Origin of the sequence: Acidovorax sp. 99, assembly GCF_003096455.1 — a bacterium.
GTDB lineage: Bacteria > Pseudomonadota > Gammaproteobacteria > Burkholderiales > Burkholderiaceae_C > Acidovorax > Acidovorax delafieldii.
The window spans coordinates 455,078-480,811 of sequence record NZ_QEKU01000001.1 but is presented as its reverse complement, the minus strand read 5'-3'; the positions used below and the strand labels follow the sequence as shown (position 1 = coordinate 480,811).

The window sequence follows — 25,734 nt, the reverse complement described above, 5'->3', positions numbered from 1 at the left end:
CTACCGGATGTAACATGCCTGCAGACCGCCTGCGCGGGCGGTTCAAGGAGGGCTTCATGTCGCTTCTGAAGACGCTCAAGGGCCAGATCCTGGTCCTCTCTGCCACCTGCATGGTGGCCGCCCTGATGGTGTTGACGTTGGTCAACTACCTGTCGGCGCGTGCACAGGCGCAGGTTTCACTGGCCGAAGAGGGCATGGCGACCGCCAAGAGCCATGCAGAAACCATCGAGGAGTGGGCGCGGGCCAAGGCCACGATCATTGCGGCCTCCGTCGCCGCCTTTGAAGATCCCGAACCTGCCAAGTCTCTGGCCATGCTGCGCGACGCGGGCAAATTCAGCACGGCGTATTTTGGCTACGCGGACAAGAAGTACGTTTTTTCAGAGACTCGCAGCCTGCCCGCCGACTACGACCCCACCGCACGCCCCTGGTACAAGCAGGCCGCGCAAGCGGGCGGGTCTGTGGTCACGCCGCCCTACATCTCGGCGTCCGACCAGAAACTGGTGGTGACTTTTGCGACCCCGGTGGGCGCTGGCGCAGCGCTCAAAGGCGTGGCTGCTGGTGATGTTTACATGGAGTCAGTGGTTGCCAATGTGGCTTCCATCCAGCCCACGCCGCAGAGTTTCGGGTTTCTGGTGTCTGCCGACGGCAAGATCATCGCCCACCGCGACCAGGCGCTGACCCTCAAGCCCATTGCCGATTTGTCCAAGGACCTCGTGACCGACAAGCTGCTCGCTGCATCCAAGGACAAAAGCTTGCTGCAGGCGGACATCGCGTCGCGCAGCCGGTTACTCAGCGTGGTGCCGATCGCGGGCACCTCATGGATGCTGGTGGTGGCCCTGGATGAAAGCGAGGCCATGGCACCGATCCGGGCCATGCTGGCCACATCGCTGATCTCCAGCGTTTTGGTGTTGGTGGTGGCCGTGGGGCTGCTGGGCGTGGTTCTGACGCGACGCCTGCGCCAGCTCACGCTGGTGCGTGACGCGATGCACGAAATCGGCGCCGGTGACGGCGACCTGTCGCGCCGCATCGACGCCCACGGTGAGGACGAGCTGGCCCAGATCGCCGGTAGCTTCAACAGCTTTGCGGGCAAGCTCTCCGGTGTGCTCTCGCAGATCCGTGACGCCAGCAGCTCGGTACGCGTGGCCGCCGAAGAGATTGCCACCGGCAACCATGACCTGAGCGGGCGCACCGAACTCACGGCATCCAGCCTGCAGCAGACGTCAGCCTCCATGCAGCAGCTGACCGAGACCGTCCGGCACAACGCAGACTCGGCACGCCAAGCCAACCAGCTGGTGGCCCAGGCGTCCAGCGTGGCGCAACATGGTGGGCAGGTGGTGGGCAATGTGGTGACCACCATGGACCAGATCAATGCGGCCTCGCGCAAGATCAACGACATCATTGGCGTCATCGACGGCATTGCCTTCCAGACCAACATCCTTGCGCTCAATGCTGCGGTGGAAGCCGCCCGCGCGGGCGAGCAGGGCAGGGGCTTTGCGGTGGTAGCAGGCGAGGTGCGCAGCCTCGCCCAGCGCAGCGCCGAGGCCGCACGCGAGATCAAGACCCTGATCAATACCTCGGTCGAGCAGGTGGAAAACGGCTCGCGGCTGGTACACGACGCGGGCACTACCATGACCGAGATCGTGACCTCGGTGCAGCGTGTGACGGACATCATGGCCGAGATCACGGCGTCCACCAATGAGCAAAGCACCAGCATCAACGAGGTCGGCCAGGCCGTGGCCCAACTCGACCAGATGACCCAGCAGAACGCAGCGCTGGTGGAGGAGAGCGCTGCTGCGGCACAGAGCCTCAAGGACCAGTCGGTGCGGCTGTCGGAGGTGGTGGGTACCTTCCGCCTGTCCACCGACCCTGCCCACGCTGCGCCACGGCTGTCCTCGCCGGGCGGTTAAGTTGCCAGGGGCGGGGCGGCGCCCCCCATGCACCTTACTGTCGGAGTGCGGGGCACTGTGATAATCGGCGCCCATGCGCCGCCATTTCTCCCTTGTTCTCTACGCCCTCCGGGCACGTCCGGCGGTTGTGACGGGTTCAGGTACAGGGCCTGAAGGGCGGATGCGATGACGCAATCAATGGACGCCGCCCTGCGGGCCTTTGCGCCCGCGTTGCCGATGGCCGTGGCGTTGAGCGGGGGCGCAGACTCGACCGCATTGCTCTTGGGCTGTGCACGCCGCTGGCCCGGGCAAGTGCTGGCGATCCATGTGCACCATGGGCTGCAGGCGGCCGCCGATGGGTTTGAGCAGCATTGCGTGGCCTTGTGTAGCAAGCTGGGCGTGCCCTTGCGTGTGCAGCGGCTGGACGCGCGCCCCGCGCCCGGCCAGAGCCCCGAGGATGCCGCTCGGCAAGCCAGATACCAGGCTTTGACGGCAGTAGCGCTAGAAGATCATGCCTTGGGTGCTATTCAATCCATAGCAATTGCACAGCACGCCGACGATCAGGCCGAAACCCTGTTGCTCGCCCTGTCGCGCGGAGCGGGCGTGGCCGGCCTGGCCGCCATGCCCGCCCAGTGGACGCGTGCTGGTCTGGTCTGGCAGCGCCCCTTGTTGCAGGTGTCAGCGGCGGACGTACGCGATTGGATGAAGGCACAAGGCCAGGCGTGGGTGGAAGACCCCACCAACTCCGATGAGCGCTTCACGCGCAACCGCATTCGGGCGCAACTGCTGCCTGCGCTGCATGCCGCATTCCCGTCCTTTCGCGATACCTTTGCACGGTCGGCCGCCAATGCAGCCCAGGCTGCTGAGCTGCTGAACGAGATGGCACAGCAGGACCTGTCCTTGGTGGGCGTGCCCCCCGGTATCAAGGCGCTGCAGGGGCTCACCCGCGCCCGCCAGGCCAACGTGGTGCGCCACTGGCTGCGCCATGCCCACCAAACCACCCCGGGAGCCGCGCAATTGGGCGAGCTGCTGGATCAGATCCAGGCCTGTACCACACGGGGTCACCACATCCGCATCAAGGTAGGAAGCGGCTTTGTCGTGCGGTCTGGTCTTACGCTGGAATGGCTCAGGCAGTAGCTCTCAGGTGTCTTTTTGCCCGCGTCACGGGGCGACACCCACAAACACGGGAGCAAACCGCCGCATCCGTCACGTTGGCCAATCGCGAAGATTGCCAGCTCTATGAGCTCGGCGCGTCCAATAGAAAGCCCGAGTCCGTCCTTGCCCCCTGTCCAACAGGCTCAACACACAAGCCATCCGCGCTCGAATGGCCTCCATTTGCGACATCAAAACCTGAGCGGCAATCGGCAAAAAAGTGAATCCAGCTATTTGCGCCCGGCGTGCACGAGGACTTTGGACCAGCCCACCTATGCTGCTGCAACCAGCGGAACAGCCTCTGAAATGAGGCATAATAGCGGGATTGGAAACGTGACCGAGTGGCCGAAGGTGCTCCCCTGCTAAGGGAGTATGGGGTGTAGAGCCTCATCGAGGGTTCGAATCCCTCCGTTTCCGCCAAGATAAGCCCCAAGCGCTCAAGGCGCTTGGGGCTTTTTCTTTTGAGTTTTTCAGCCGCCTAGTTATATCTGACGCCGCCTGCGAACTGTCCGAACTCCTCGCGCAGTCACTCGTCGATGGACGCACTCCACCGGCTGCCCCAATCGTTTCCCTTGTTGCTCACCTTGTCGATCTCGCGACGGTCGCGTTTGGTTGGGCGACCTTCTTGCAATGTCGCCGCTGGCTCGGGGGCCAAGCGGCGCAGTTCTGCGGCCTTTTCGCGGGCGGCGATGCTGTCAGGGGTTTCTTCGTACAGTTGCTGGGCCACTGGCGCGGGGCCCCGGGCACCGCTCAGGCCCCGTACGAGCACGGTGCGTGCCACGGGGCCCTGGCGCAGCGCTACGGTGTCGCCGCAGCGCAGGTCGCGTGCAGGTTTGGCCAGCTGGCCATTGACAGTGACCCGGCCCTTGCCGATCTCTTCGGTGGCGAGGCTGCGGGTCTTGTAAAAGCGGGCGCACCAGAGCCACTTGTCCAGGCGCATCGTCTCCAAGGTATTCATGGGCGAGATTGTGCCGTCTAGGCCACGGGTGTGCTGTCGGTCAAGGGCGCAGGCAGTGGCAGGCGAACCACGGCGTCCAGCCCTGTCACCTTGTGGCCTTGCACCTGGTTTGTCAGTGTGATGTTGCCTTCCAGGGCCTGCACGATCTCATGGCAAATGGCCAGGCCCAGGCCGCTGCCGGTGCGCACGTCTCCTGCAGAAAAGGGCTGGAACAGGCGTGCCGCCAGCTCGTCATCAATGCCGGGGCCGTGGTCGCTGATCGTCAGCGCCGCATGCCGCCCGTCGCTGCGCAAGTCCACGGTCAACTCACTGCCGGGCGGTGCGTGGCGCACGGCGTTGTGCAGCAGGTTGCGGCTCAGTTCGCGCAGCATCCATTCATGCGATTGCACCAGGGTTGGCTCGGTGTGGATGCCAAAGTCCAGATCGCGCTGAGCAATCAGTGGCGAAATCTCCAGCGCCACGGCACGCAGAATGTCATCAAAGCGGGTGGCTGGTGGAGCGCTTTGTTGGCGCAGCTGCTCCACCTTGGCCAGGGCCAGCATCTGGTTGGCGAGCTGGGTGGCGCGGTCCACGGTGTCGCTGATCTCGTGCAGGGCTTGTTGCGGCTCTACGTCGCCGCGCAGGGCCGATTGCACCTGGGTCTTGAGCACGGCCAGCGGTGTGCGCAGCTGGTGGGAGGCATCGCGCACAAAGCGCTTTTGGTGCCGCAGCAGGTGACGCAGGCGCTGCATGACCTCATTGGTGGCGTCCACCAGCGGCTGCAGCTCGCGTGGGGCGAGCGGGGCCGCGATGGGGCTCAGATCGCCCTCGCGCCGGGCCTGCAGCTGCTGGCTGAGCTGCCGCACGGGCTGGGTGGCGCGCTGCACCACCAACACCACGGTAAAGGCCACCACGGCGATCAAAAGCGCCTGTCGCAACAGGGTGTTCCACAGGATCTGCAGTGCCAGGGTTTCGCGCACCTCCAGCGTCTCCGCCACCTGGATCACGGCCATCGCCCGGCCTTCGGAGCTGGCCACCGGTTGCAGCAGCACCGCCACGCGCACATCGCGGTCACGAAATCGGTCATCGTAAAAGTCCACCAGAGCCGCATAGGGAGGGCGGGCAGGGATGCTGCCGTGCCACACCGGCAGGTCCTCAAAGCCCGACACGATCTCGCCCTTGAGGGTCGAAACGCGGTAGAACATCTGGCTCTGGTTGTCGGCCTCAAAGGCCTCCAGGGCCGAATAAGGAACGATGGCGCGCAGCTGCGCTGCGTCGTCAAAGCCTTTCACATCGAGCTGTTCGCTGATGCTTTTAGCGGATGCCAGCAGGGTGCGGTCATACGCGGTGTTGAGCGATGCCAGCGTCTGGTGGTACAGGCTCCAGGTGTTGAAACCGATGAACAGGGCTACAGGCAGCAAGATGCCCAGCAGCAGGCGCCGCCGCAGCGAGTGGTGGCGCACTCCATCCTCGCTCATGCGTCGGCCCGCAGCAGGTAGCCCAGGCCGCGCAGTGTCATCAGGGTCAGGCCTGTGCCTGCCAGCTTCTTGCGCAGCCGGTACACCACGACCTCGATGGCTTCGTACTGCACGTCGAGCTGGCCCGGAAACACCAGCTCATACAGTCGTTCCTTGGTCACGGCATGCCCGGGCTGCGCGAGCAGGGCGTGCATCAGTGCCAGCTCGCGCGGGGTCAGCTCCATCACCTCGCCGTTCAGGTACAGCGCGCCGCTGTCCTTGTCGTAGCGGATGGCTCCGATCTGCACGGTGCTGGGTGCCAGCGGCGCTGCGGCGGGATCTGCGCTGCGGCGCACCAGCGCGCGCAGGCGTGCCTCCAGCTCGTCCAGATCGAACGGTTTGGGCAGGTAGTCGTCGGCGCCAGCGTTCAGCCCCACTACGCGGTCGCCCACGGTGCCACGTGCCGTCAGGATCAGTACGGGGGTGCGCAGGCCACGTGATCGCGCCTGCTGCAGCACCTGCAAGCCGTCCAGACCCGGCAGGGTGAGGTCCAGGATGACGGCGTCGGGCTGCAGGGCGGTCCATTGGCTCAGCGCTGCGCGTCCGTCGCCCACTGCGGTCACTTCCATGCCACGCCGGGTCAGTGCGCGGTGCAGCGTGGCCTGCATGGTGGGGTCGTCTTCTACAAGGAGCAATTGCATGCGCGGCACCATAGCACCGTCTCATTGGGCCGGGTGCATGAGTGTTTTCCCTGAGTCTGAGGACAGCCGTTTGACAGGCAGCGCGCGCATCATCGGGCGGTTCGCAAACCTTATCAGGAGACAGACACCATGCGTCGCGATACCTTTCTGAAATCACTGGCCGCCCTGGCCGCTGCGGGTGCGTTGCCCGTGTCGGCCCAGTCGGCAGCGGCCCTCAAGATGATGATTCCCGCCAACCCTGGGGGCGGTTGGGATTCCACCGGTCGCGCGCTGGGCAAGGCGATGCAGGATGCGGGCGCCGCATCGTCGGTGTCCTACGACAACAAGGGCGGCGCAGCGGGCGCGATTGGCCTGGCCCAGTTCGTCAACGCCAGCAAGGGCGATCCGAACGCGCTGATGGTGATGGGCGCCGTGATGCTGGGCGGCATCATCACCGGCAAACCACCGGTGGGCTTGGACAAGGTCACGCCCCTGGCGCGCCTGACCAGCGAATACAACGTGTTTGTGCTGCCCGCCAACTCGCCTTTCAAGACCATGAAGGATGTGGTGGAACAGCTCAAGAAGGACCCCGGCAGCGTGAAGTGGGGTGGCGGCTCGCGCGGCTCTACCGAGCACATTGCCGCCGCCATGATCGCCCGTGAAGTGGGCGTGGACCCCGCCAAGATCAACTACGTGGCGTTCCGTGGGGGCGGTGAGGCCACTGCCGCCATCCTGGGTGGCAACGTGACCGTAGGCGGCAGCGGCTACAGCGAGTTCTCCGAGTACATCTCTGCCGGCAAGATGCGCGCAGTGGGCGTGACCTCGGGCACCCGCCTCAAGGGCGTGAACGTGCCCACGCTCAAGGAGCAGGGCATCAACGTGGAAATCGGCAATTGGCGCGGCGTGTACGGCGCGCCTGGCATCACGCCAGAACAGCGCAAGGCCTTGATCGATGCGCTGGCCAAGACCTTCAAGCACAAGGCCTGGCAGGACGCGATGGAAAAGAACGGCTGGACCCCCGCATGGATGGCCGGCGACGAGTTCGGCAATTTCGTGGATGCCGAGTTCGCCAGCATGCGCGCCACGATGGCCAAGTCCGGAATGATCTGATCCCGAAGCAAGGCGCGGCAGCCGTCATTTCTGCCTCTGAGCAGGCGGCCTGACCGTGCATTGGTTGGTGCGAAGGAAAAAACATGACACAACAACATTCATCGCGCTCCAAGCCCTTGCAGACCCTGATCGGGGTCGGGCTGGTGGTGCTCGCGCTGGGTCTGGCCTGGGGGGCCAGCTCGGTCAGTTCAGAAGCGGGCTATGGTGGCGTGGGCCCCAACTTCTTTCCCTGGGTGGTCAGCATTGCCATCCTGATCTGCGGCGTGCTGTGCGTGGCACATGCGCTGAGCGGGGGGTTTCGGGAGCTGGAAGAGGGCTCCGGCGACGAGCGCGCCCACTGGAAGGGCTTCATCTGGGTGTCGGCAGGGCTGCTGCTCAACGCCCTGCTCATCACCACGCTGGGCTTCATCCTGAGCTGTGCGTTGTGCTTCGTGCTGTCGGTGCGGGGTTTCAAGAGCTCGGAAGGTGAACTCGACCTGCGCCTGCAGGCCTGGATCAAGGATTCCTTCATCGGTATCGCGGTAGCGGCCCCGGTGTACTGGATGTTTACGCAACTGCTGGCCATCAACCTGCCCGGCCTGACCAACACGGGGTGGCTGTAAAGCCTGCACGCCATGGAAACCTTAAACCTTTTGATGCAGGGTTTTGCCACCGCGGCAACACCCATCAACCTGATGTGGGCCTTTGTGGGTTGCATGATCGGCACCGCCGTGGGCGTGTTGCCAGGCATCGGCCCTGCAGTGGCTGTGGCCATGCTGCTGCCCATCACCGTCAAGGTCGAGGCCACGGCCTCGATGATCTTCTTTGCAGGCATCTACTACGGCGCCATGTATGGCGGCTCCACCACGTCCATCCTGCTCAACACCCCGGGTGAGGCCGGGTCCATGGTCACGGCCATGGAGGGCAACAAGATGGCCAAGCATGGCCGCGCCGGTGCGGCCCTGGCCACGGCCGCCATCGGTTCGTTTGTGGCGGGCACCATCGCCACGGTGCTGGTGACCTTCTGCGCGCCGCTGGTGGCCGAATACGCCATCCGCCTGGGCCCACCTGAGTATTTCATGCTGATGGTGCTGGCCTTCACCACCGTGAGTGCGGTGCTGGGCAAGAGCACGCTGCGTGGCATGGTGGCGCTGTTTGTGGGCCTGGCCATGGGCTTGATCGGCATCGACCAGATCACGGGCCAGGCGCGCTACACCGGGGGTGTGCCTGAGCTGATGGATGGCATCGAAGTGGTGTTGATCGCCGTGGGCCTGTTTGCGGTGGGCGAGGCGCTGTACAACGTGATGTACGAAGGCAAGTCCGACGAGACCCAGAACCGCCTGACCAGCACCCACATGACCAAGGAAGAGTGGAAGCGCTCCTGGCCCGCGTGGTTGCGCGCCACGGCCATTGGGTTTCCGTTTGGCACCGTGCCTGCCGGTGGCAGCGAGATTCCAACCTTCCTGAGCTATGCCGCCGAGAAGAAACTGAGCAAGCACAAGGAAGAGTTTGGCACCACGGGCGCCATCGAAGGTGTGGCAGGCCCCGAGGCCGCCAACAACGCGGCCATCACGGCCACGCTGATCCCGCTGCTGACGCTGGGCATCCCCACGTCGAACACCACGGCCATTTTGTTGGGCGCGTTCCAGAACTATGGCATCCAGCCCGGCCCGCAGCTGTTCGACACCAACGGCGCGCTGGTGTGGGCGCTGATCGCGTCGATGTACATCGGCAACGTGATGCTGCTGATCCTGAACCTGCCCCTGGTGGGCCTGTGGGTGAAACTGCTGAACATCCCCAAGTCGTACCTGTACGCGGGCATTCTGGTCTTCTCCACCCTGGGTGTGTATGGCATGCGCCAGAGCGCATTCGACCTGGTGCTGCTGTACGCGATCGGCCTGCTGGGTGTGGTGATGCGCCGCTTTGACTTCCCCGCCGCGCCGGTGGTGGTGGGCATGATCCTGGGCCCCTTGGCTGAGGCACAGATGCGCAATGCGGTGTCGATTGGCGAAGGCAAGTGGACGATTTTCCTGGAGCGCCCCGGTTCGGTGACCCTGATCGTCATCGTGCTGGCCGTGCTGATCGTTCCGCGCCTGCTGCGCCGTTGGGCTGCCCGCAAGATGGCGCTGGCAGAGGCCTGAAACCGTGGCGAGGCCCCAGGCTCGCACCCATAAAAAAACCGCGCCATCGGGCGCGGTTTTTTTTCGTCCAGACGGCGCGGGCAGATCCGTGCCGACGATTTTCTTGGCAAGCCAGACCCCCAGGCGCTGTGCTCCCGGAGCCCTCCCCACCAGGTGGCTTGCTGTGAACTCGGGCTGAATCGTACCATAAAATGAGAATAGTTCTTATTTGCAGGATGGCGCATGTCTTCATTTCCGCAGGAGTTTCTGGTGCTTTGTCGTCAGTGGGGCGAAGCCCAGCGGCGTTGCAGCGCGGCCCTGACGGCGCAGGCCGCCGAGATCCAGGCGCTGCAGGCCGAGGTGGTGCGGCTGCGTGGGGCACTGGTGGTGCGCGATACGCGGCTGGTCATGGCGTACGACGAGCTGGCGCAGCTACGGGCTGCTGTGCCGGGACTCTCCCGCCGTCAGACCATGGCACGCCACATCGCCGTGCTGGCGGAGCGCATTGCCACCTTGTCGCGGGAATGCCTGCGCTGGCGACTGGCGGCGCAGTCAGACACCAGGGCAGTGAGCCACCCGGGGCAGGGTGGGGCAGCCAGCGCCGCGCCCCCGGATGCTTCGGCACACCCCCGCAGGGTGCGCGTGCCCGTGGTGGTCGAGGCCCACCCGGACGCAGATGCGGGTGCGGCGTTCGACGCCAGCCTGGCCGCCGCTGACCTGGTGATTTGCCAGACGGGCTGCATCAGCCACGACGCCTACTGGCGGGTGCAGGACCAGTGCCGTCGCACGGGCAAGCCCTGCATCTTGGTGGACCAGCCGCTGGCAGCATGTGAGGCATCCCTGTACACCTCTTTGACTCCGGTTTTGGATAAAAACGCCTGATAGCGCTAGTTCCATTTGCCTAGGTAGCTATCTAATTTGTAGCGTCATGGCTCCATGCCGGGCGTCTGCTGCCTGTGGGGGACAGATCCTGCGCCCCGCCGGCGCGCTACCATCCGCAGATGCCTTTGCTCGCTGATGACGCCCCCGCACTGCCGCTGGATGCCCAGGGCATTCTGGAACTGGCGGCACGCTCCATGTTCCAGCTGTTCTCCAGCGTCAGCCAGGGCATGTTCCTGGTGGATCGCAGTGGGCGCATCGTGTGGGTGAATGAGGGCTACCAGCGCTTTCTGCCGGACCTGGGTTTTTCGTCGGTGGACCAGTTCGTGGGCCGCACGGTGGAAGAGGTCATCCCCAACACACAGATGCGCCGCGTGCTCGAAACGGGCCAGCCCGTGCTGATCGACCTGCTGACCAACAAGGCGGGCACCTTTGTGGTCAGCCGCATTCCGCTGCGCGACGACGCGGACCGCGTGATCGGCGCCATTGGCATCGTGCTGTTCGACCATCCCGAGACCACGCTGCAGCCCCTCATCAGCAAGTTTGCGCTGTTGCAGCGCGACCTGGATGACGCCCGGCGCGAGCTGGCCAGCCAGCGCCGCCGCAGCCTGGCGGTGGCGGGCGACGGCGAGCGGCGGTCCAAGTACACCTTTGCCAGCTTCATCGGTTCCAGCCCCGCGGCGGCCGAGGTCAAGCGCCAGGCGCGCCGTGCAGCGCAGTCGAGCAGCCCTGTGCTGCTGCTGGGCGAGACGGGGACCGGCAAGGAGCTTCTGGCCCATGCGATCCACGCAGCGTCCAGCCGCGCCAGTGGCCCGTTCGTCAGCGTCAACATCGCCGCCGTGCCCGACACGCTGCTCGAAGCGGAGTTCTTTGGCGTGGCGCCGGGCGCCTACACCGGCGCCGACCGCAAAGGCCGCGACGGCAAGTTCAAGCTGGCCGACGGCGGCACGCTGTTCCTCGACGAAATCGGCGACATGCCGCAGAGCCTGCAGGCCAAGCTGCTGCGCGCGCTGCAAGAGGGCGAGATCGAGCCGCTGGGCAGCAACAAGCTTGTGCCCTTCAACGTGCGCATCCTGGCCGCCACCTCGCGCGACCTGGCCGCGCTGGTGCGCGAGGGCAAGTTTCGCGAGGACTTGTTCTACCGCCTGCATGTGTTGCCCGTGCGCGTGCCGCCGCTGCGCGTGCGACGCGGCGACATTCCTGCGTTGGTCGAAGCCCTGGGCGAAGACCTGGCCCTGCGCAACGGCACCGCACCGCCCGAGTTGCTGCCGGACGCCATGGCCCTGCTGGCGGGCCAACCCTGGCGCGGCAACATCCGCGAGCTGCGCAATGTGCTGGAGCAGGCGGTCATGCGCAGCGACTCCCAGTCCATCGACGCCGCGCAGCTGGAGCGCATCCTGCGCGAGGCCGGCGTGGAGCCCGCCGCCCCCGCCCCGGTGCAGGACCCGGGCCACGCCGCCGACGCCGATGACGAAAGCCGCTACCTGCGCCCGCTTGCCGAACAGGTGGCCGAGCTGGAGCGCAAGGCCATCGCCGCCACCCTCAAGGCCCATGGCGGCAACAAGCTGGCCACTGCGCGGCAGCTGGGCATCTCGCGCGCCACGCTCTATGGACGTCTGGAAAACCCTGAATAAAAATCAGACAAATGTCTAATACTTGGACATTTAATGTGTATTGAAATTAGTCAGTGTCGCCAGGGTGTCAGTAAAAGTATCTTTGAAATCAAGCACTTGGATGCTGGCACAGACTGTGCAATAAAGAAGCATCACAACAGGAGACATCGCCATGCAACGTCGCACTCTGGTCGCCCTCGCTTCCGCAGCCGTTACCGCCGCCACACTTTCTGCCCCCGCGTTCGCGCAGACCGGTGAAATCCGCATTGCCCACATCTACAGCAAGACGGGCCCGCTGGAAGCCTACGGCAAGCAGACCCAGACCGGCCTGATGATGGGCCTCAACTACGCCACCGGCGGCAGCATGACCGTCAATGGCAAGAAGCTCGTCGTGATCGAGAAGGACGACCAGGGCAAGCCCGACCTGGGCAAGAGCCTGCTGGCCTCCGCCTACTCGGACGACAAGGCCGACATCGCCGTCGGCCCCACCTCCAGCGGCGTGGCCCTGGCCCTGCTGCCGGTGGCTGAGGAATACAAGAAGATCCTGCTGGTCGAGCCCGCCGTGGCCGACGCCATCACCGGCGACAAGTGGAACAAGTACATTTTCCGCACTGGCCGCAACAGCAGCCAGGACGCCATCTCCAACGCCGTTGCCATCGACAAGGCCGGCGTCACGGTAGCCACGCTGGCGCAGGACTACGCCTTTGGCCGTGACGGTGTGAAGGCCTTCAAGGACGCACTGAAGAACGCCAAGCTGGTGCACGAGGAATACCTGCCCACCACCACCACCGACTTCACCGCCGGTGCCCAGCGCCTGATCGACAAGCTCAAGGACGTGCCCGGCCGCAAGGTCATCTTCATCATCTGGGCTGGCGCGGGCAACCCGTTCAAGATCGCTGACATGGACCTCAAGCGCTATGGCATCGAGATCGCCACCGGCGGCAACATCCTGCCCGCCATGGCTGCGTACAAGAACTTCCCCGGCATGGAAGGCGCCACGTACTACTACTTCGGCATCCCCAAGAACCCCGTGAACGAAGCCATGGTGGCCGCGCACTACAAGGAGTTCAAGACCCCGCCAGACTTCTTCACGGCCGGGGGCTTCAGCTCCGCCATGGCGCTGGTCACGGCCCTCAAGGCCACGAACGGCGACACCAACACCAACAAGCTCATCAAGACCATGGAAGGCATGAGCTTCGAGACGCCCAAGGGCAAGATGACCTTCCGCAAGGAAGACCACCAGGCCATGCAGAGCATGTACCACTTCAAGATCAAGGTGGACCCGGCCTTTGCCTGGGGTGTGCCCGAGTTGGTGCGCGAGATCAAGCCTGAAGAGATGCAAGTTCCGATTCGCAACAAGCGATAAACGGTTTGCGTGGCCCCGCTGGCTGACGATTGTTCAGCCCAGCGGGGATCCATCCTCGCGGGGGCGGCCGCCCCTTTTTTTCCAGTGAATTGATGCATGAACCCCCGGGTGTACACGGGGGCTGGGTCGGTTTTTCTCAAAAATTATTTGGAGACAAGACAACATGGCTTTCAATTTCATCCGGGCGGCTGCGGCAGGGGCTGCGATGGCACTGTGTGGGGTGGGCAGTGTTCACGCTGCCGTCAACCTGCCAGCACTCAAGATCGACAAGACACAGACCACGGTGTCGGGCCTGTCCTCGGGCGGCTTCATGGCCGTGCAACTGCACGTGGCGTACTCGGCCACGTTTGGCAAGGGCGCGGGCGTTGTGGCGGGCGGCCCGTTCTATTGCGCCGAAGGGTCCATCGTCAACGCCACCGGGCGCTGCATGGCCAGTCCTGCAGGCATTCCCACCAGCACGCTGGTCAGCACCACCAACACCTGGGCCAGTCAGGGAGTCATCGACCCCGTGGCCAATCTGCAGAACTCCAAGGTCTACCTGTTCTCGGGCACGCTCGACAGCGTGGTCAAGACCGGGGTGATGGACGCGCTGCGCACCTACTACAACAGCTTCGTGCCCGCCGCCAACGTGGTCTACAAGAAGGACATTGCGGCCGAACACGCGATGGTGACGGACGACTACGGAAACGCCTGCTCCACCAAGGGCGCGCCCTACATCAGCGACTGCAACTTCGACCTGGCCGGCGCCATGCTGCAGCACCTGTACGGCACGCTGAACGCCCGCAACAACGCCACCTTGCCCACCGGCAATTACATCGAGTTCAACCAGAGCGAATTCATCACCAACCACGGCATGGCCACCACGGGCTGGGCCTATGTGCCCCAGGCCTGCCAGGCGGGCGGCACGGCCACCTGCAAGCTGCACGTGGTGCTGCATGGCTGCAAGCAGAACATCAGCGATGTGCAGCAGCAGTACGTGCGCAACACTGGCTACAACCGCTGGGCCGACACCAACAACATCGTGATGCTGTACCCGCAGACCAGCACCGCAGCCACCAACAGCTGCTGGGACTGGTGGGGCTATGACAGCGCCAACTACTCCAAGAAGTCCGGCCCGCAAATGGCGGCCATCAAGGCCATGGTGGACCGCGTCTCCAGCGGCACGAGTGGCACCACGCCCCCCGACCCTGTAGCCCTGCCAGCCCCCACGGGCGTGAGCACCTCGGGCGCCACGACCAGCAGCATGGCCATCGGCTGGGCCGCCGTCACGGGCGCGGCCAGCTACAACGTGTACCGCAACGCCAACAAGGTCAACGCGCTGCCTGTGACCGCCACCAGCTATACCGACACCGGCCTGGCTGCCTCCACCACCTACAGCTGGACGGTGCGCGCTGCCGATGCCAACGGGGCCGAAGGCGCCACATCGGCCGCTGCATCGGGCACCACGCTGGCCGCATCGGGCGGCGGCACGGCCACCTGCACCACGGCCAGCAACTATGCACACACCCTGGCCGGGCGCGCGTATGCCGCCGGGGGCTACACCTATGCGCTGGGCTCCAACCAGAACATGGGCCTGTGGAACGTGTTCGTCACCAACACCCTGAAGCAGACCAGCACCAACTACTACGTGATCGGAACCTGCTGAAATATGTACAACCCCCTGAGCCGCTTCGCGTCTTCCCCCTTTCCCGAATGGCTGCGCCATTCGGGAAAGGGGACACCGCCAGCGCGGCGGGGCGGCCCTTGCGCGGCGGTCGCAGGCTGCGACCGCGCCAGTTGCGGAGACTGTTGACGATGGAAACCCAGGGAAGGTCTTGGCACCCCGCCGCAGGGCAGGGTTGCAGGGCTCTTTGAATGAAATGACTCAGACCGTGAAAGTGAACCCCCACCCATGAGCACCTTGGCCACCAAGGACTTGACCATCCGCTTCGGCGGCCATGTGGCGGTCAACGGCGTGACCTGCTCTTTCGAGCCCGGCACGCTGACCGCCATCGTGGGCCCCAACGGTGCGGGCAAGACCACCTACTTCAACCTGATTTCGGGGCAACTCAAGGCCACCAGCGGCAGCGTGATGCTGGGCGGGCAGGACCTCACAGGCCAGTCCGTTTCGGCACGCACGCACGCGGGCCTGGGCCGGGCGTTCCAGCTCACCAACCTGTTCCCCAACCTCAGCGTGCTGGAGAACGTGCGCCTGGCCGTGCAGGCCACACAAGAAGGCAAGCACCGCCGGGGCATGAACCTGTGGAGCATCTGGAGCGACCACAACGCGCTGACCCAGCGCGCCCGCGTGATTCTGCAGGCCGTGGCCATGACCGACCGGGCCGATACGCCCGTGGCCAGCCTGCCGCACGGCGACCAGCGAAAGCTCGAAGTGGCACTGCTGATGGCGCTGGAGCCGCAGGTCTACATGTTCGACGAGCCCACGGCCGGCATGAGCCATGACGAAGCGCCCGTGATCCTGAACCTGATCCGCGAGCTGAAGAAGGACAAGACCAAGATCATCCTGCTGGTGGAGCACAAGATGGACGTGGTGCGCGAGCTGGCCGACCGCATCATCGTGCTGACCAACGGCACGCTGGTGGCCGACGGCCCGCCGGCCGAGGTGATCGCATCGCCCATGGTGCAAGAGGCCTACCTGGGCGTCTCCAAGGACGCAGAGAAGGAGGCCGCATGAGCACGACGCCAACGACCAACCTGCTCGAACTCAAGGGCGTGCACACCCACATCGGCGCGTACCACATCCTGCACGGTGTGGATCTGGCCGTGCCCAAGGGGCAGCTCACCATGCTACTGGGCCGCAACGGCGCGGGCAAGACGACCACGCTGCGCACCATCATGGGCCTGTGGCATGCGTCGAAGGGCTCCATCCACTTTGGCGGCAAAGACATCACGGCGATGAACACCCCCGCCATTGCGGGCATGAACATCGCCTATGTGCCCGAGAACATGGGCATCTTTGCCGACCTCACGGTGAAGGAAAACATGCTGCTGGCCGCCCGCAGCGCGCGCAACGCCGCGCAGATGGACGAGGCGCGGCTGCAGTGGATCTTCAAGCTCTTCCCGGCGGTGGAGAAGTTCTGGAACCACCCCGCCGGCAAGCTCAGCGGTGGTCAAAAGCAGATGGTGGCCGTGAGCCGCGCCATCGTCGAGCCGCGCGACCTGCTCATCGTCGATGAGCCCAGCAAGGGTCTCGCGCCCGCCATCATCAACAACATGATCGATGCGTTCGACCAGCTCAAGAAGAGCGGCGTGACCATCCTGCTCGTCGAGCAGAACATCAACTTTGCCAAGCGGCTGGGTGACACCGTGGCCGTGATGGACAACGGCCAGGTGGTGCATGCGGGCAGCATGGCCGCACTGGCGCAAGACGAAGAACTGCAGCGCTCGCTGCTGGGGTTGGCGCTATGAGTCTTATGAGCAATTTCAGGTGTTTTCGGACGGTAGCGCAGGTATCTATTGCCTTGGCAGCTATTAAATATGTAGCTGATGTGCGTGGTGCGGCAGTAGCTGCTGGAGGTCGGGTATGAGCATCACCCGCGATTTCGACTGGAAGCCCCTGGCGCTGGTGCCGGCGCTGGCGCTGCTGGTGTTGCCCTTCATCGGCTCGCCCAGCACCTGGCTCACGCTCACGGTGGCGGGGCTGGCCATGGGCATGATCATCTTCATCATCGCCTCGGGCCTCACGCTGGTGTTTGGCCTGATGGACGTGCTGAACTTCGGCCATGGCGTGTTCATTGCACTCGGCGCCTTTGTGGCCACTAGCGTGCTGGGCGCCATGGGCGACTACACCCAGAGCGCCGAGCTGTGGCGCAACCTGATGGCCGTGCTGCCCGCCATGGTGGTGGCCATGGCGGTGGCGGGGGCCGTGGGCCTGGCGTTCGAGCGCTTCATCGTGCGCCCCGTGTACGGCCAGCACCTGAAGCAGATTCTCATCACCATGGGCGGCATGATCATTGGTGAAGAACTCATCAAGGTCATCTGGGGGCCTGCGCAGATCCCGCTGCCGCTGCCTGAGGGCATGCGCGGCTCGCTGCTGGTGGGCGATGCCGCGATTGAAAAATACCGCCTGGTGGCGGTGGCCGTGGGCCTGCTGGTGTTTGGTGTGCTGGCCTGGACGCTGTCGCGCACCAAGGTCGGCCTGCTCATCCGCGCTGGCGTGCAGGACCGCGAGATGGTCGAAAGCCTGGGCTATCGCATCCGCCGCCTGTTTGTGGGCGTGTTCGTGGTGGGCTCGGCCCTGGCGGGTCTGGGCGGCGTGATGTGGGGTCTGTACCAGCAGAACGTGGTGCCCCAGATGGGCGCACAGGTCAACGTGCTGATCTTCATCGTGATCATCATCGGCGGCCTGGGCAGCACGGGTGGCGCGCTCATCGGCGCGCTGCTGGTGGGGCTGATGGCCAACTACACCGGCTTCCTGGTGCCCAAGGTGGCGCTGTTCTCCAACATCGCGTTGATGGTGGCCATTCTCTTGTGGCGTCCGCAGGGCGTCTATCCCGTGGCCAACCGCTGATGAGGAGCCGACTGACATGCTGAACCGACTTCTCTCCGGCGACTATCCGCGCAGCAAGGTGCTGGCGGTGATTCTGGTGGCCATCTTTGTTGGCCTGGCGTTCGCGCCGTTCCTCTTCCCTGGCGTCAAGGCGCTGTCCGTGGCGGCCAAGGTACTGATCTTTGTGGTGCTGGTCGCCAGCTTCGATCTGCTCTTGGGCTACACCGGCATCGTGAGCTTTGCGCACACCATGTTCTTTGGCATCGGGGCCTACGGCATTGCCGTGGCCACCACCCGCATGGGGCCCACTTGGTCGGCGCTGCTGGTGGGGCTGGCCGGGGCGCTCGTGCTCTCGCTGCTGCTGTCGCTGGCGGTGGGGCTGTTCTCGCTGCGTGTGCGGGCCATCTTCTTTGCCATGATCACGCTGGCCGTGGCTGCTGCGTTCCAGACGCTGGCCTCACAGCTGTCGGACATCACTGGCGGCGAAGACGGCCTGACCTTCAAGGTGCCCGAGTTCCTGTCGCCCAGCTTCGAGCCGTTTGACGACCCCTTCCTGGGCGTAAGCATTGATGGGCGGCTGATCTGCTATTACCTGCTCTTCGTCACGGCCGTGGCGCTGGTGCTGGCGCTGCTGCGCATCGTCAATTCGCCCTTCGGCCGCGTGCTGCAGGCCATCCGCGAGAACGAGTTCCGCGCCGAGGCCATTGGCTACCGCGTGGTGGTGTACCGCACCACGTCCAGCGTGCTGTCGGCACTGTTTGCCACCATGGCGGGTGCCATGCTGGCGCTCTGGCTGCGCTACAACGGGCCGGATACGTCCCTGAGCTTCGAAATCATGATGGACTGCCTGCTCATCGTGGTGATCGGCGGCATGGGCACGATCTACGGCTCGGCCATTGGCGCCGTTCTCTTCCTGGTGGCGCAAAGCTACCTGCAGGATCTGCTGCGCCTGGGCAGCGAGGCCGCCTCAGGCCTGCCCTGGCTGTCTGCGCTGCTGTCGCCCGACCGCTGGCTGCTGTGGCTGGGCGTGCTGTTCGTTCTGTCCGTTTACTACTTCCCCACCGGTGTGGTGGGGCGCCTGCGCGCGGCAGCTGCGCGCAAGGTGGGGTGAGTGGCCCGGCCGCGCCGGGTGACTGGCGTGGCCTGGGTGTGTGGGTGAGCTGTGCAACAAAGACGCAAAGAAAAAACTCCAGGAGACAAGCACATGAAGATGAGCATGAAGAACCCGCGTTTTCGTCCCTTTTCTCGTCCGTTCGTTCCCGCAGTGCTGGCCGCTGCGGTGTTGACTGCCTGCGGCGGCAGTGATGGCGACAGCGCCGCACTCAACACCAAGCCCACATACCTGGGCACCATCAGCGAGATCACGTACGACGGCACCAGCAACGACCTGCTGACGGCTGGCCTGGGCGCCACGGGGCTGGCGGCGGCCGTGCCACCGGCCTATGCCGACCCGCTCAAGCCCACCGCAGCCGAGTTGCGCCGCACGGCCATCCACACCAACTACCGCGCCATGCTCGACATGACGGCGGCCGGTGGCTACGGCACGCTGTATGGCCCCAATGTGGACGCGCAGGGCAAGGTCACTACCGGCGAAGGCAAGGTGGCGGGCACTGAGTACATCGCGTTTGCCGATGACGGCACAGGCCGCAAGAATGTCACCCTCATGGTGCAGGTGCCTGCCAGCTTCGACCCCAAGAAGCCCTGCATGATCACCGCCACGGCATCGGGCTCGCGCGGTGTGTACGGCGGCATCTCCACGGGCGAGTGGGGCCTGAAGAAGGGCTGCGCCGTGGCGTACTCTGACAAGGGCACGGGTGGTGCACCGCACGACCTGCAAAACGACACCGTACCGCTGATGGACGGCACGCGCACCACGGCCACGGCAGCGGGTAAGGCGGCAGCCTTCAACGCGGGCCTCACGGCTACCGAGCTGGCCGCCTTCAACACCGCTACGCCCAACCGCTTTGCATTCAAGCACGCGCACTCGGGCCAGAACTCTGAAAAGGATTGGGGCACCACCACCTTGCAGGCCGTGGAGTTTGGCTACTACGTGCTCAACCAGCGTTATGGCGCCACCGATGCAGCGGGCCAGCGCATCAAGACGCTGACCCCGGCCAACACCATCGTCATCGCATCCAGCATCTCCAACGGTGGCGGTTCAGCGATTGCTGCGGCCGAGCTGGACACGCAGGGCCTCATCAGCGGCGTGGCCGTGTCCGAGCCTGCCATCGAGATGCCTGCCAACTCCGGTGTCACCGTGCGCCGTGGCAGTGCTGAGGTGGCCGTCACCGGCAAGACGCTGGTGGACTTCACGACCTACGCCAACCTGTACCAGGCCTGCGCATCGCTGGCGCCGTCGGTCAGCACCAGCCCTTATGCCGCCGCTTTTGCCGCCGGCTTTGGCAGTGCGGCCCTGCCGATTGCGCCCAATCGCTGCGCTTCGCTCAAGGCGGCAGGCCTGCTCACGGCCTCCACCACGGCCACGCAGGCCGAGGAGGCTTTGCAAAAGCTGCGCGCCTACGGCTGGGAGCCGGAGTCCAACGACTTGCATGCGTCGCTGGCTGCTTTTGAAGTCGCTCCGGCGGTCGCCGTCACCTTCGCCAACAGCCTGTCGCGCGCCAGCGTCAAGGACCACCTGTGCGGCTTCAGCTACGCGGCCACGGCGGCTACAGGCGCGGTGACAACACTGGCCCCCGCAGCGCTCGCTGGCATGTTTGCCACGGGCAATGGTGTGCCCCCATCGGGCGGCATCAACCTGGTCAACAACCTGGGCAAGCTGGGCCCGGCACGCGACTTCCTGTCGGTGTCGGACGCGGGTGTGGCCGACTGGAACCTGAGCGGTGCGCTGTGCCTGCGCAACCTTGTCACCGGCAACGATGCCGCCGCCAAGAAGCTGCAGGCCGGTGTAGACGAAACCCGCCGCAACGGCAACCTGCGTGGCAAGCCTGCCGTCATCGTGCATGGCCGTGCGGATGCGTTGCTGCCCGTCAGCCACACCTCGCGCCCCTACGCCGCGTTGAACAAGAAGGTAGAAGGCGTTGCCAGCAAACTCAGCTATGTGGAAGTGGCCAACGCCCAGCACTTCGACAGCTTCATCGGCCTGCCCACCGTGCTGCCGGGTTATGACAGCCGCTATGTGCCGCTGCACGTGTACCTGAACCACGCACTCGACGCCGTGTACGACCACCTCGCCAGCGGCAAGGCATTGCCCGCCAGCCAGGTGGTGCGCACGGTGCCACGTGGCGGCACACCGGGCAGCGCCCCGGCCATCACCGCCGCCAACGTGCCGCCGCTGGTCACCACGCCCGCTGCCGCCAACGCCATTGCCATCACGGCGGGCGCCATCTCCATCCCTGACTGACCAGGACGCTGAACGACCTCTGTGGAAGCCCGGGACCCGTGCACTGCAGGTGCATGCCCCGGGCCATTCCAGGCGCAGTCATCACAAGGACGGAAGCAATGAACACTGTGAAGAGTTGGGTACGCCGCATGTCGGCCACCCTGCGGTGGGGTGGACCGATGGCGTTGGCACTGGCCGTCGGGGCGGTGGCCCCCGCGCGGGCCGCCGAGGTGGTGGTGGGGCAGGTGGCCCCGCTGTCGGGCGTGCTGGCCAGCACCGGCGCGCAGATGGTGCTGGGCGGCAAGATTTACTTTGACTGGGTCAACGCACAAGGCGGCGTGCACGGCGCCAGCATTCGCCAGGCGGTGGCCGACGATGGCTACAAGGTCGCAGACACGGTGACCCGCACCCGCGAGCTGCTGGCCAAGCCCGAAGTGGTGGCCCTGTACGGCTTCGCGGGCACGGCCAACATCACCCAGCTGCTGGCCGATGGCGTGCTGGAGCAGGGCGGCGCCGCACTGGTGGCGCCGTACACGGGGGGCGAGTCGCTGCGCAACCCGTTCAACCCGTGGATCTTTCATGTGCGTGCCGGTTATGCCGACGAAACGGAGCACATGGTGCAGCAGCTCACCACGCTGGGCATGAATCGTGTGGCCGTGATGTACCAGGACGACGGCTTTGGCAAGGCAGGCCTCGCGGGGGTGGAGGCTGCGCTGGCCAAGCGTGGCCTCAAGCTCGTGGTGTCTGCGGGCTACGAGCGCAATACAGACAAGGTGGACGACGCCGTCAAGGCCATCAAGGCCGCCGATGTGCACGCGGTCATCATGATTGCGGTGAACAAGCCCGCGGCGGCCTTCATCCAGCGTTACCGCGAGCAGGGCGGCGGCGCGCAGCTGTACAACATCTCGGTGGTGGACCCGACGGAGCTGGTCAAGCTCGCGGGCCTCAAGAACGCGCACGGCCTGGGCATCAGCCAAGTGGTGCCCTACCCCTACAGGCCGCAGCTGCCCGTGGTGCGCGAGTACCAGACGCTGCTGAAAAAGTACGCGCCCGACGCCGAGGTCAACTACACCAGCTTCGAGCAGTTCCTAGGTGCCAAGGTGCTGGTCGAGGCCCTGCGCCGCGCCGGGCCGGCGCCCACACGCGCCAAGGTCGTGAAGGCGCTGGAGTCACTGCAAAGCTATGACCTCGGCGGCATCACGCTGGGCTATTCGCCCACCAACCGCATCGGCTCGCGCTATGTCGAGGTTACCGTCATCGGCAGCAACGGCCGCCTCATGAAGTGAGCCGCCGACGCTTCACTTTTTTCTTCTCTGTTCCACAAGGTCGCCATCATGTCCCCCACCTCGCGCTACGCCACCTGTGCTGGCTATGAAATCCACTACATGGAGTGGGGTGCGCGTGACGCGCCCGTGGTGATTGCATGGCATGGTCTTGCGCGCACCGGGCGCGACATGGACGAGCTGGCCGCGCACCTGGCACCGCGCTACCGCGTGATCTGCCCCGACACCCTGGGCCGGGGCCTGAGCCAGTGGGCGCGCGCCCCGCAAGACGAGTACCGCCTGTCGTTCTACGCGCGCATCGCGGCCGACCTGTTTGACCAGCTGGGCATCGAGACAGCGCACTGGGTGGGCACATCGATGGGCGGGGCCATCGGTACGGTGTGCGCATCGGGATTGCTCGAGCCGCAGCTTAAGGGCCGCATCCAGAGTCTGCTGCTCAACGACAACGCCCCGCGCCTGGCCGACGCCGCGCTGGAGCGCATCAAGGCCTATGCAGGCCATCCGCCTGCATTCGATACGGTGAAGGAACTGGAGGCGTTCTTTCGGCAGGTATACAAGCCGTACGGCTGGCTCAGCGATGAGCAGTGGCGCCTGCTCACCGAGAGCAGCACCCGCCGCCTGCCAGACGGCCGTGTCACGCCGCATTACGACCCCGCCATGGTGCAGCAGTTCACCCACCACACCAACGACTACCTGATCTGGGATCACTACGACGCGCTCGACATTCCCGTGTTGTGCCTGCGCGGGGCCGAGTCCGATCTGGTGTTGCCAGACGTCGCGGCCGAAATGTTGACCCGGGGCCCGGGATCACGCGGCCAGGCGCAGGTGGTGGAGGTGGCCGGCTGCGGCCATGCCCCGGCGCTCAATGTGCCCGAGCACTACGCGCTGGTGGACGGGTTTCTGGCCAGTGCGCGAGGCGGGCAATAGCCCGTTTGCCCGTCCGCAGACCCGGCCGCGCTGAGGCCGTCAGCGTGGCACGCCGGGCCCGCAGCCCAAGGCCTGGCTCAGCTGCTCGGCAGGGATGGCCCAGTCGGCATCCGCCGCAATCGCTTCGCGCAAGAACTTGGCCTGGGCGGGCGACCACACCGCCACGTCCGGCAGCGTGAAGTTGACAGCCGTCGTGCGGTGCGTTGCGATGAACGTGGTCATCGACGCCTCGTCGGACGGCAGTCCCAGTTGGTCAAACAGGTCGGACATGGTGTGAATACCGGTTTCCATGGGTGCATCCTTGGTGTGTGGGGTGAAGATCGATCACGCGGCGGCTATCGCCCGCCTCCGTGGCCCGAGCGCTATTGCAGCATGGGCCGGCCCGGCGGAATGTAGGACGGTCTCGGAGTTGTTGGGCTGTCTCTATGCCGCCTGAGGCATGAGACCGATTGGGGGGCGCTGACCCACGGCCAGCGCCAGCGTAAGCTGTCGCCAAGTTGCAGCGCTGCCGGTGGTTTGCCCGGGCCGTCAGAGGCCCAGTTGTGTCAGCGCAGCTTGCAGGCCAGCCAGCCCGCCCACACGCTGGTCGTTGATGAAAATCTGCGGCATCTGCCGCACCGAGGGGCCGCACTTGGCATAAAACGCCAGGCGCTCGGCATCGTCATCGATCTTGATTTCTTCGTAGGGCAGCGAACGGGATTTGAGGAGCATCTTGGCCGACTCGCACTGCGGGCAGGCAGACTTGGAATACACGGTGATTTGAAGGGTCATGGTGCGAGTTTACGGGGCGTGGGGCGGGTGCCTCGGCACGGCAACTCACAGGCCCGCACCCTGACGTGGGTGGAGTGGTTTACCATTCGGTTTGTTTTGTGACTGATTGGTAATTTATGTCCTTGCTATTCCCTTGGGTGCGCCGTTCTGTGCTGCTGCTGTCCACAGCTCTGGTGCTCGCGTTGGTCGGTTGCTCCTCCAGCACTCCGCCCTCCGGCATCACCCCCGTCACGCCATTTGACCTGGCGCGGTACGAGGGCCGCTGGTACGAGGTGGCCCGGCTCGACCACTCTTTTGAACGTGGCATGACCGACGTGAGCGCTACGTACCAGCGCCAGAGCGACGGCAGCGTGCGTGTGTTGAACCGGGGTTTTGACGTTGGCAAGAACGACTGGCGGCAGGCCGAAGGCAAGGCCAAGTTCACCGGCGATACCAACACGGCGTCGCTCAAGGTCTCGTTCTTTGGCCCGTTCTACGGCGGCTACCACGTGGCCGCGCTCGATGCCGACTACCAATGGGCGCTGGTGGTGGGGCCAGACCGCAGTTACTGCTGGATTCTGTCGCGCACCAAGCAACTGGCCCCCGGTGTGCGCGAGCAGCTCATCGCCCGCGCCCAGGCACTGGGCATTGATACGCAGGCCCTCATCTGGGTGACCCACGACCGCACCGATCCGCAGCCATGAGCGCATCCAACAAAACACTCCCTATCGCTGTCATCGGTGCAGGCCTGGCGGGCCTGTCTTGCGCACAGGCCCTGCTGCAGGCAGGGCACGCCGTGCATGTGTTCGACAAGAGCCGGGGCCCCTCGGGCCGCATGAGCACGCGCCGCGCTGAAGACGAGGCAGGTCCTTGGCAGTGCGACCACGGCGCGCAGTACTTCACCGCACGCGATCCGCAGTTCCGCGCTGAAGTCGCCCGCTGGCGGCAGGCTGGTGTCGCCGCTCTGTGGGACGCACGCATGGCCAGCTTTGACGGCACAGCGTGGACCACGCCCGCCACCCCGCTGGAGCGCTTTGTGGGCACCCCCCGCATGACATCGCCCGCGGGCTGGCTGGTGCAAAGCCTGCAGCAGGCGGGCGATAGAGCGCTGGCGCAGTGGCAAACCACCGTACAAAAGCTGGAGCGCCATGCCGATGGCTGGGCCATTACCTCGGCCGAGCATGGCCTGCACCCGCAGCGCTTTAGCGCCGTGCTGCTGGCCGTGCCCGCCCCGCAAGCTGTGCCCTTGCTGCACCCCGTAGCCCCCACAGGCGCTGCGGTGGCTTCTAGCGCACGCATGCGCGGCAGCTGGGCCGTGATGGTGCGTTGCCCCGCACCCTTGACCTTGCTGTGGGACGGTGCCTTCATCAACACCGGCCCGCTGCGCTGGGTGGCGCGCGACAGCAGCAAGCCCGGCCGCACAGCCCCCGCGGGCACGGAGACATGGTTGTTGCACGCCAGCCCCGAGTGGAGCGATGCCCATATTGAAGACGCTGCCGACAGCGTGACCGCCACCTTGCTCGCCGCCTTCCAGGCACTGGGCGGCCCCGCACCTACGCAGGTGCAAGCCACGGCCCACCGCTGGCGCTATGCCGACACCGAGCCCGCCCTCACGCTGGGCTACTGGCGGGATGCTGACGCGCAGCTGGGCATGTGCGGCGACTGGATCAGCGGCGGCAAGGTCGAGGGCGCATGGCTCAGCGGCCAGTCGCTGGCCCGCGCCGTGGCGGGCTGATCGCGGGCTGACGGGGCCAGAGCGGCGCAGG

Annotated in this window: 23 protein-coding genes and 1 tRNA gene; 19 read left to right on the top strand and 5 right to left on the bottom strand. The window is 65.4% G+C overall.

What is annotated here, in order from left to right:
• The first annotated feature begins 56 nt into the window (after nucleotides 1–56).
• The 3 genes from C8C95_RS02330 to C8C95_RS02320 all read left to right on the top strand — a co-directional run bounded on the left by C8C95_RS02330 (nucleotide 57) and on the right by C8C95_RS02320 (nucleotide 3,458).
• The gene (locus tag C8C95_RS02330; RefSeq protein ID WP_056747209.1) at nucleotides 57–1,907 is read left to right on the top strand and encodes a methyl-accepting chemotaxis protein; all 1,851 of its coding nucleotides are present in this window, start codon (nucleotides 57–59) and stop codon (nucleotides 1,905–1,907) included.
• 165 nt (nucleotides 1,908–2,072) lie between these two features.
• Entirely contained in the window at nucleotides 2,073–3,023 is a 951-nt protein-coding gene (tilS, locus tag C8C95_RS02325; RefSeq protein ID WP_116747504.1) for a tRNA lysidine(34) synthetase TilS, read from the top strand.
• Between the two features lie 342 nt (nucleotides 3,024–3,365).
• Nucleotides 3,366–3,458, top strand: a tRNA-Ser gene (locus tag C8C95_RS02320).
• Between the two features lie 106 nt (nucleotides 3,459–3,564).
• On the opposite strand, the gene C8C95_RS02315 is transcribed toward C8C95_RS02320, so the two are convergent.
• The 3 genes from C8C95_RS02315 to C8C95_RS02305 are packed head-to-tail and all read right to left on the bottom strand — an operon-like array spanning nucleotide 3,565 to nucleotide 6,133.
• Nucleotides 3,565–3,996 (bottom strand): S4 domain-containing protein, encoded by a 432-nt coding sequence (locus C8C95_RS02315; RefSeq protein WP_116747503.1) that lies wholly within the window; start codon nucleotides 3,994–3,996, stop codon nucleotides 3,565–3,567.
• Between the two features lie 17 nt (nucleotides 3,997–4,013).
• Nucleotides 4,014–5,453: a sensor histidine kinase gene (locus tag C8C95_RS02310; protein ID WP_116747502.1), complete on the bottom strand. Its 1,440-nt coding sequence runs from the start codon at nucleotides 5,451–5,453 to the stop codon at nucleotides 4,014–4,016.
• Nucleotides 5,450–6,133 (bottom strand): response regulator transcription factor, encoded by a 684-nt coding sequence (locus C8C95_RS02305; RefSeq protein WP_116750106.1) that lies wholly within the window; start codon nucleotides 6,131–6,133, stop codon nucleotides 5,450–5,452. The genes C8C95_RS02310 and C8C95_RS02305 overlap by 4 nt, the downstream gene beginning before the upstream one ends.
• A gap of 129 nt (nucleotides 6,134–6,262) precedes the next feature.
• Here C8C95_RS02305 and C8C95_RS02300 point away from each other — a divergent pair, with 129 nt between their 5' ends.
• From C8C95_RS02300 to C8C95_RS02235, 14 genes are all read left to right on the top strand, one after another.
• Nucleotides 6,263–7,222, top strand: coding sequence for a tripartite tricarboxylate transporter substrate-binding protein (locus tag C8C95_RS02300; protein WP_116747501.1), 960 nt, complete (start codon nucleotides 6,263–6,265; stop codon nucleotides 7,220–7,222).
• Nucleotides 7,223–7,305: 83 nt separating this feature from the next.
• Nucleotides 7,306–7,824: a tripartite tricarboxylate transporter TctB family protein gene (locus C8C95_RS02295; protein WP_056064616.1), complete on the top strand. Its 519-nt coding sequence runs from the start codon at nucleotides 7,306–7,308 to the stop codon at nucleotides 7,822–7,824.
• Nucleotides 7,825–7,836: 12 nt separating this feature from the next.
• Nucleotides 7,837–9,342: a tripartite tricarboxylate transporter permease gene (locus C8C95_RS02290; RefSeq protein WP_056064614.1), complete on the top strand. Its 1,506-nt coding sequence runs from the start codon at nucleotides 7,837–7,839 to the stop codon at nucleotides 9,340–9,342.
• A 222-nt stretch (nucleotides 9,343–9,564) separates the two neighbouring features.
• Complete coding sequence (locus tag C8C95_RS02285; RefSeq protein WP_116747500.1) at nucleotides 9,565–10,203, top strand: DUF2325 domain-containing protein; 639 nt, start codon at nucleotides 9,565–9,567, stop codon at nucleotides 10,201–10,203.
• Between the two features lie 119 nt (nucleotides 10,204–10,322).
• A complete protein-coding gene (locus C8C95_RS02280; protein WP_116747499.1) occupies nucleotides 10,323–11,834 on the top strand; it encodes a sigma 54-interacting transcriptional regulator in 1,512 nt (503 codons plus the stop codon).
• Nucleotides 11,835–11,985: 151 nt separating this feature from the next.
• Complete coding sequence (locus C8C95_RS02275) at nucleotides 11,986–13,179, top strand: substrate-binding domain-containing protein (RefSeq protein ID WP_116747498.1); 1,194 nt, start codon at nucleotides 11,986–11,988, stop codon at nucleotides 13,177–13,179.
• A gap of 163 nt (nucleotides 13,180–13,342) precedes the next feature.
• Entirely contained in the window at nucleotides 13,343–14,824 is a 1,482-nt protein-coding gene (locus tag C8C95_RS02270; protein WP_116747497.1) for a PHB depolymerase family esterase, read from the top strand.
• Between the two features lie 246 nt (nucleotides 14,825–15,070).
• Nucleotides 15,071–15,853: an ABC transporter ATP-binding protein gene (locus C8C95_RS02265; protein WP_116747496.1), complete on the top strand. Its 783-nt coding sequence runs from the start codon at nucleotides 15,071–15,073 to the stop codon at nucleotides 15,851–15,853.
• Nucleotides 15,850–16,587: an ABC transporter ATP-binding protein gene (locus C8C95_RS02260; RefSeq protein WP_060986967.1), complete on the top strand. Its 738-nt coding sequence runs from the start codon at nucleotides 15,850–15,852 to the stop codon at nucleotides 16,585–16,587. Before C8C95_RS02265 ends, C8C95_RS02260 begins: the two co-directional genes overlap by 4 nt.
• A 115-nt stretch (nucleotides 16,588–16,702) precedes the next feature.
• Nucleotides 16,703–17,689 carry a branched-chain amino acid ABC transporter permease gene (locus C8C95_RS02255; RefSeq protein WP_056640195.1) on the top strand — a complete coding sequence of 329 codons (987 nt, stop codon included), beginning with the start codon at nucleotides 16,703–16,705 and terminating at the stop codon, nucleotides 17,687–17,689.
• Nucleotides 17,690–17,705: 16 nt separating this feature from the next.
• A complete protein-coding gene (locus C8C95_RS02250) occupies nucleotides 17,706–18,779 on the top strand; it encodes a branched-chain amino acid ABC transporter permease (protein ID WP_015014946.1) in 1,074 nt (357 codons plus the stop codon).
• A gap of 93 nt (nucleotides 18,780–18,872) precedes the next feature.
• Entirely contained in the window at nucleotides 18,873–21,029 is a 2,157-nt protein-coding gene (locus tag C8C95_RS02245) for a D-(-)-3-hydroxybutyrate oligomer hydrolase (protein WP_116747495.1), read from the top strand.
• A 98-nt stretch (nucleotides 21,030–21,127) separates the two neighbouring features.
• Nucleotides 21,128–22,294: an ABC transporter substrate-binding protein gene (locus C8C95_RS02240; protein ID WP_116747494.1), complete on the top strand. Its 1,167-nt coding sequence runs from the start codon at nucleotides 21,128–21,130 to the stop codon at nucleotides 22,292–22,294.
• A gap of 48 nt (nucleotides 22,295–22,342) precedes the next feature.
• Entirely contained in the window at nucleotides 22,343–23,218 is an 876-nt protein-coding gene (locus C8C95_RS02235) for an alpha/beta hydrolase (protein ID WP_116747493.1), read from the top strand.
• Between the two features lie 39 nt (nucleotides 23,219–23,257).
• Here the strand turns inward: C8C95_RS02235 and C8C95_RS02230 are convergent, their stop codons facing one another.
• Together C8C95_RS02230 and C8C95_RS02225 are read right to left on the bottom strand one after the other, a co-directional pair.
• Entirely contained in the window at nucleotides 23,258–23,509 is a 252-nt protein-coding gene (locus tag C8C95_RS02230) for a DUF2789 family protein (protein WP_015014942.1), read from the bottom strand.
• Between the two features lie 237 nt (nucleotides 23,510–23,746).
• Nucleotides 23,747–23,989, bottom strand: coding sequence for a glutaredoxin (locus C8C95_RS02225; protein ID WP_116747492.1), 243 nt, complete (start codon nucleotides 23,987–23,989; stop codon nucleotides 23,747–23,749).
• Nucleotides 23,990–24,105: 116 nt separating this feature from the next.
• Here C8C95_RS02225 and C8C95_RS02220 point away from each other — a divergent pair, with 116 nt between their 5' ends.
• Nucleotides 24,106–24,672: a lipocalin family protein gene (locus C8C95_RS02220; protein ID WP_116747491.1), complete on the top strand. Its 567-nt coding sequence runs from the start codon at nucleotides 24,106–24,108 to the stop codon at nucleotides 24,670–24,672.
• Nucleotides 24,669–25,703: an NAD(P)-binding protein gene (locus C8C95_RS02215; RefSeq protein WP_116747490.1), complete on the top strand. Its 1,035-nt coding sequence runs from the start codon at nucleotides 24,669–24,671 to the stop codon at nucleotides 25,701–25,703. Before C8C95_RS02220 ends, C8C95_RS02215 begins: the two co-directional genes overlap by 4 nt.
• Nucleotides 25,704–25,734: the final 31 nt, after the last annotated feature.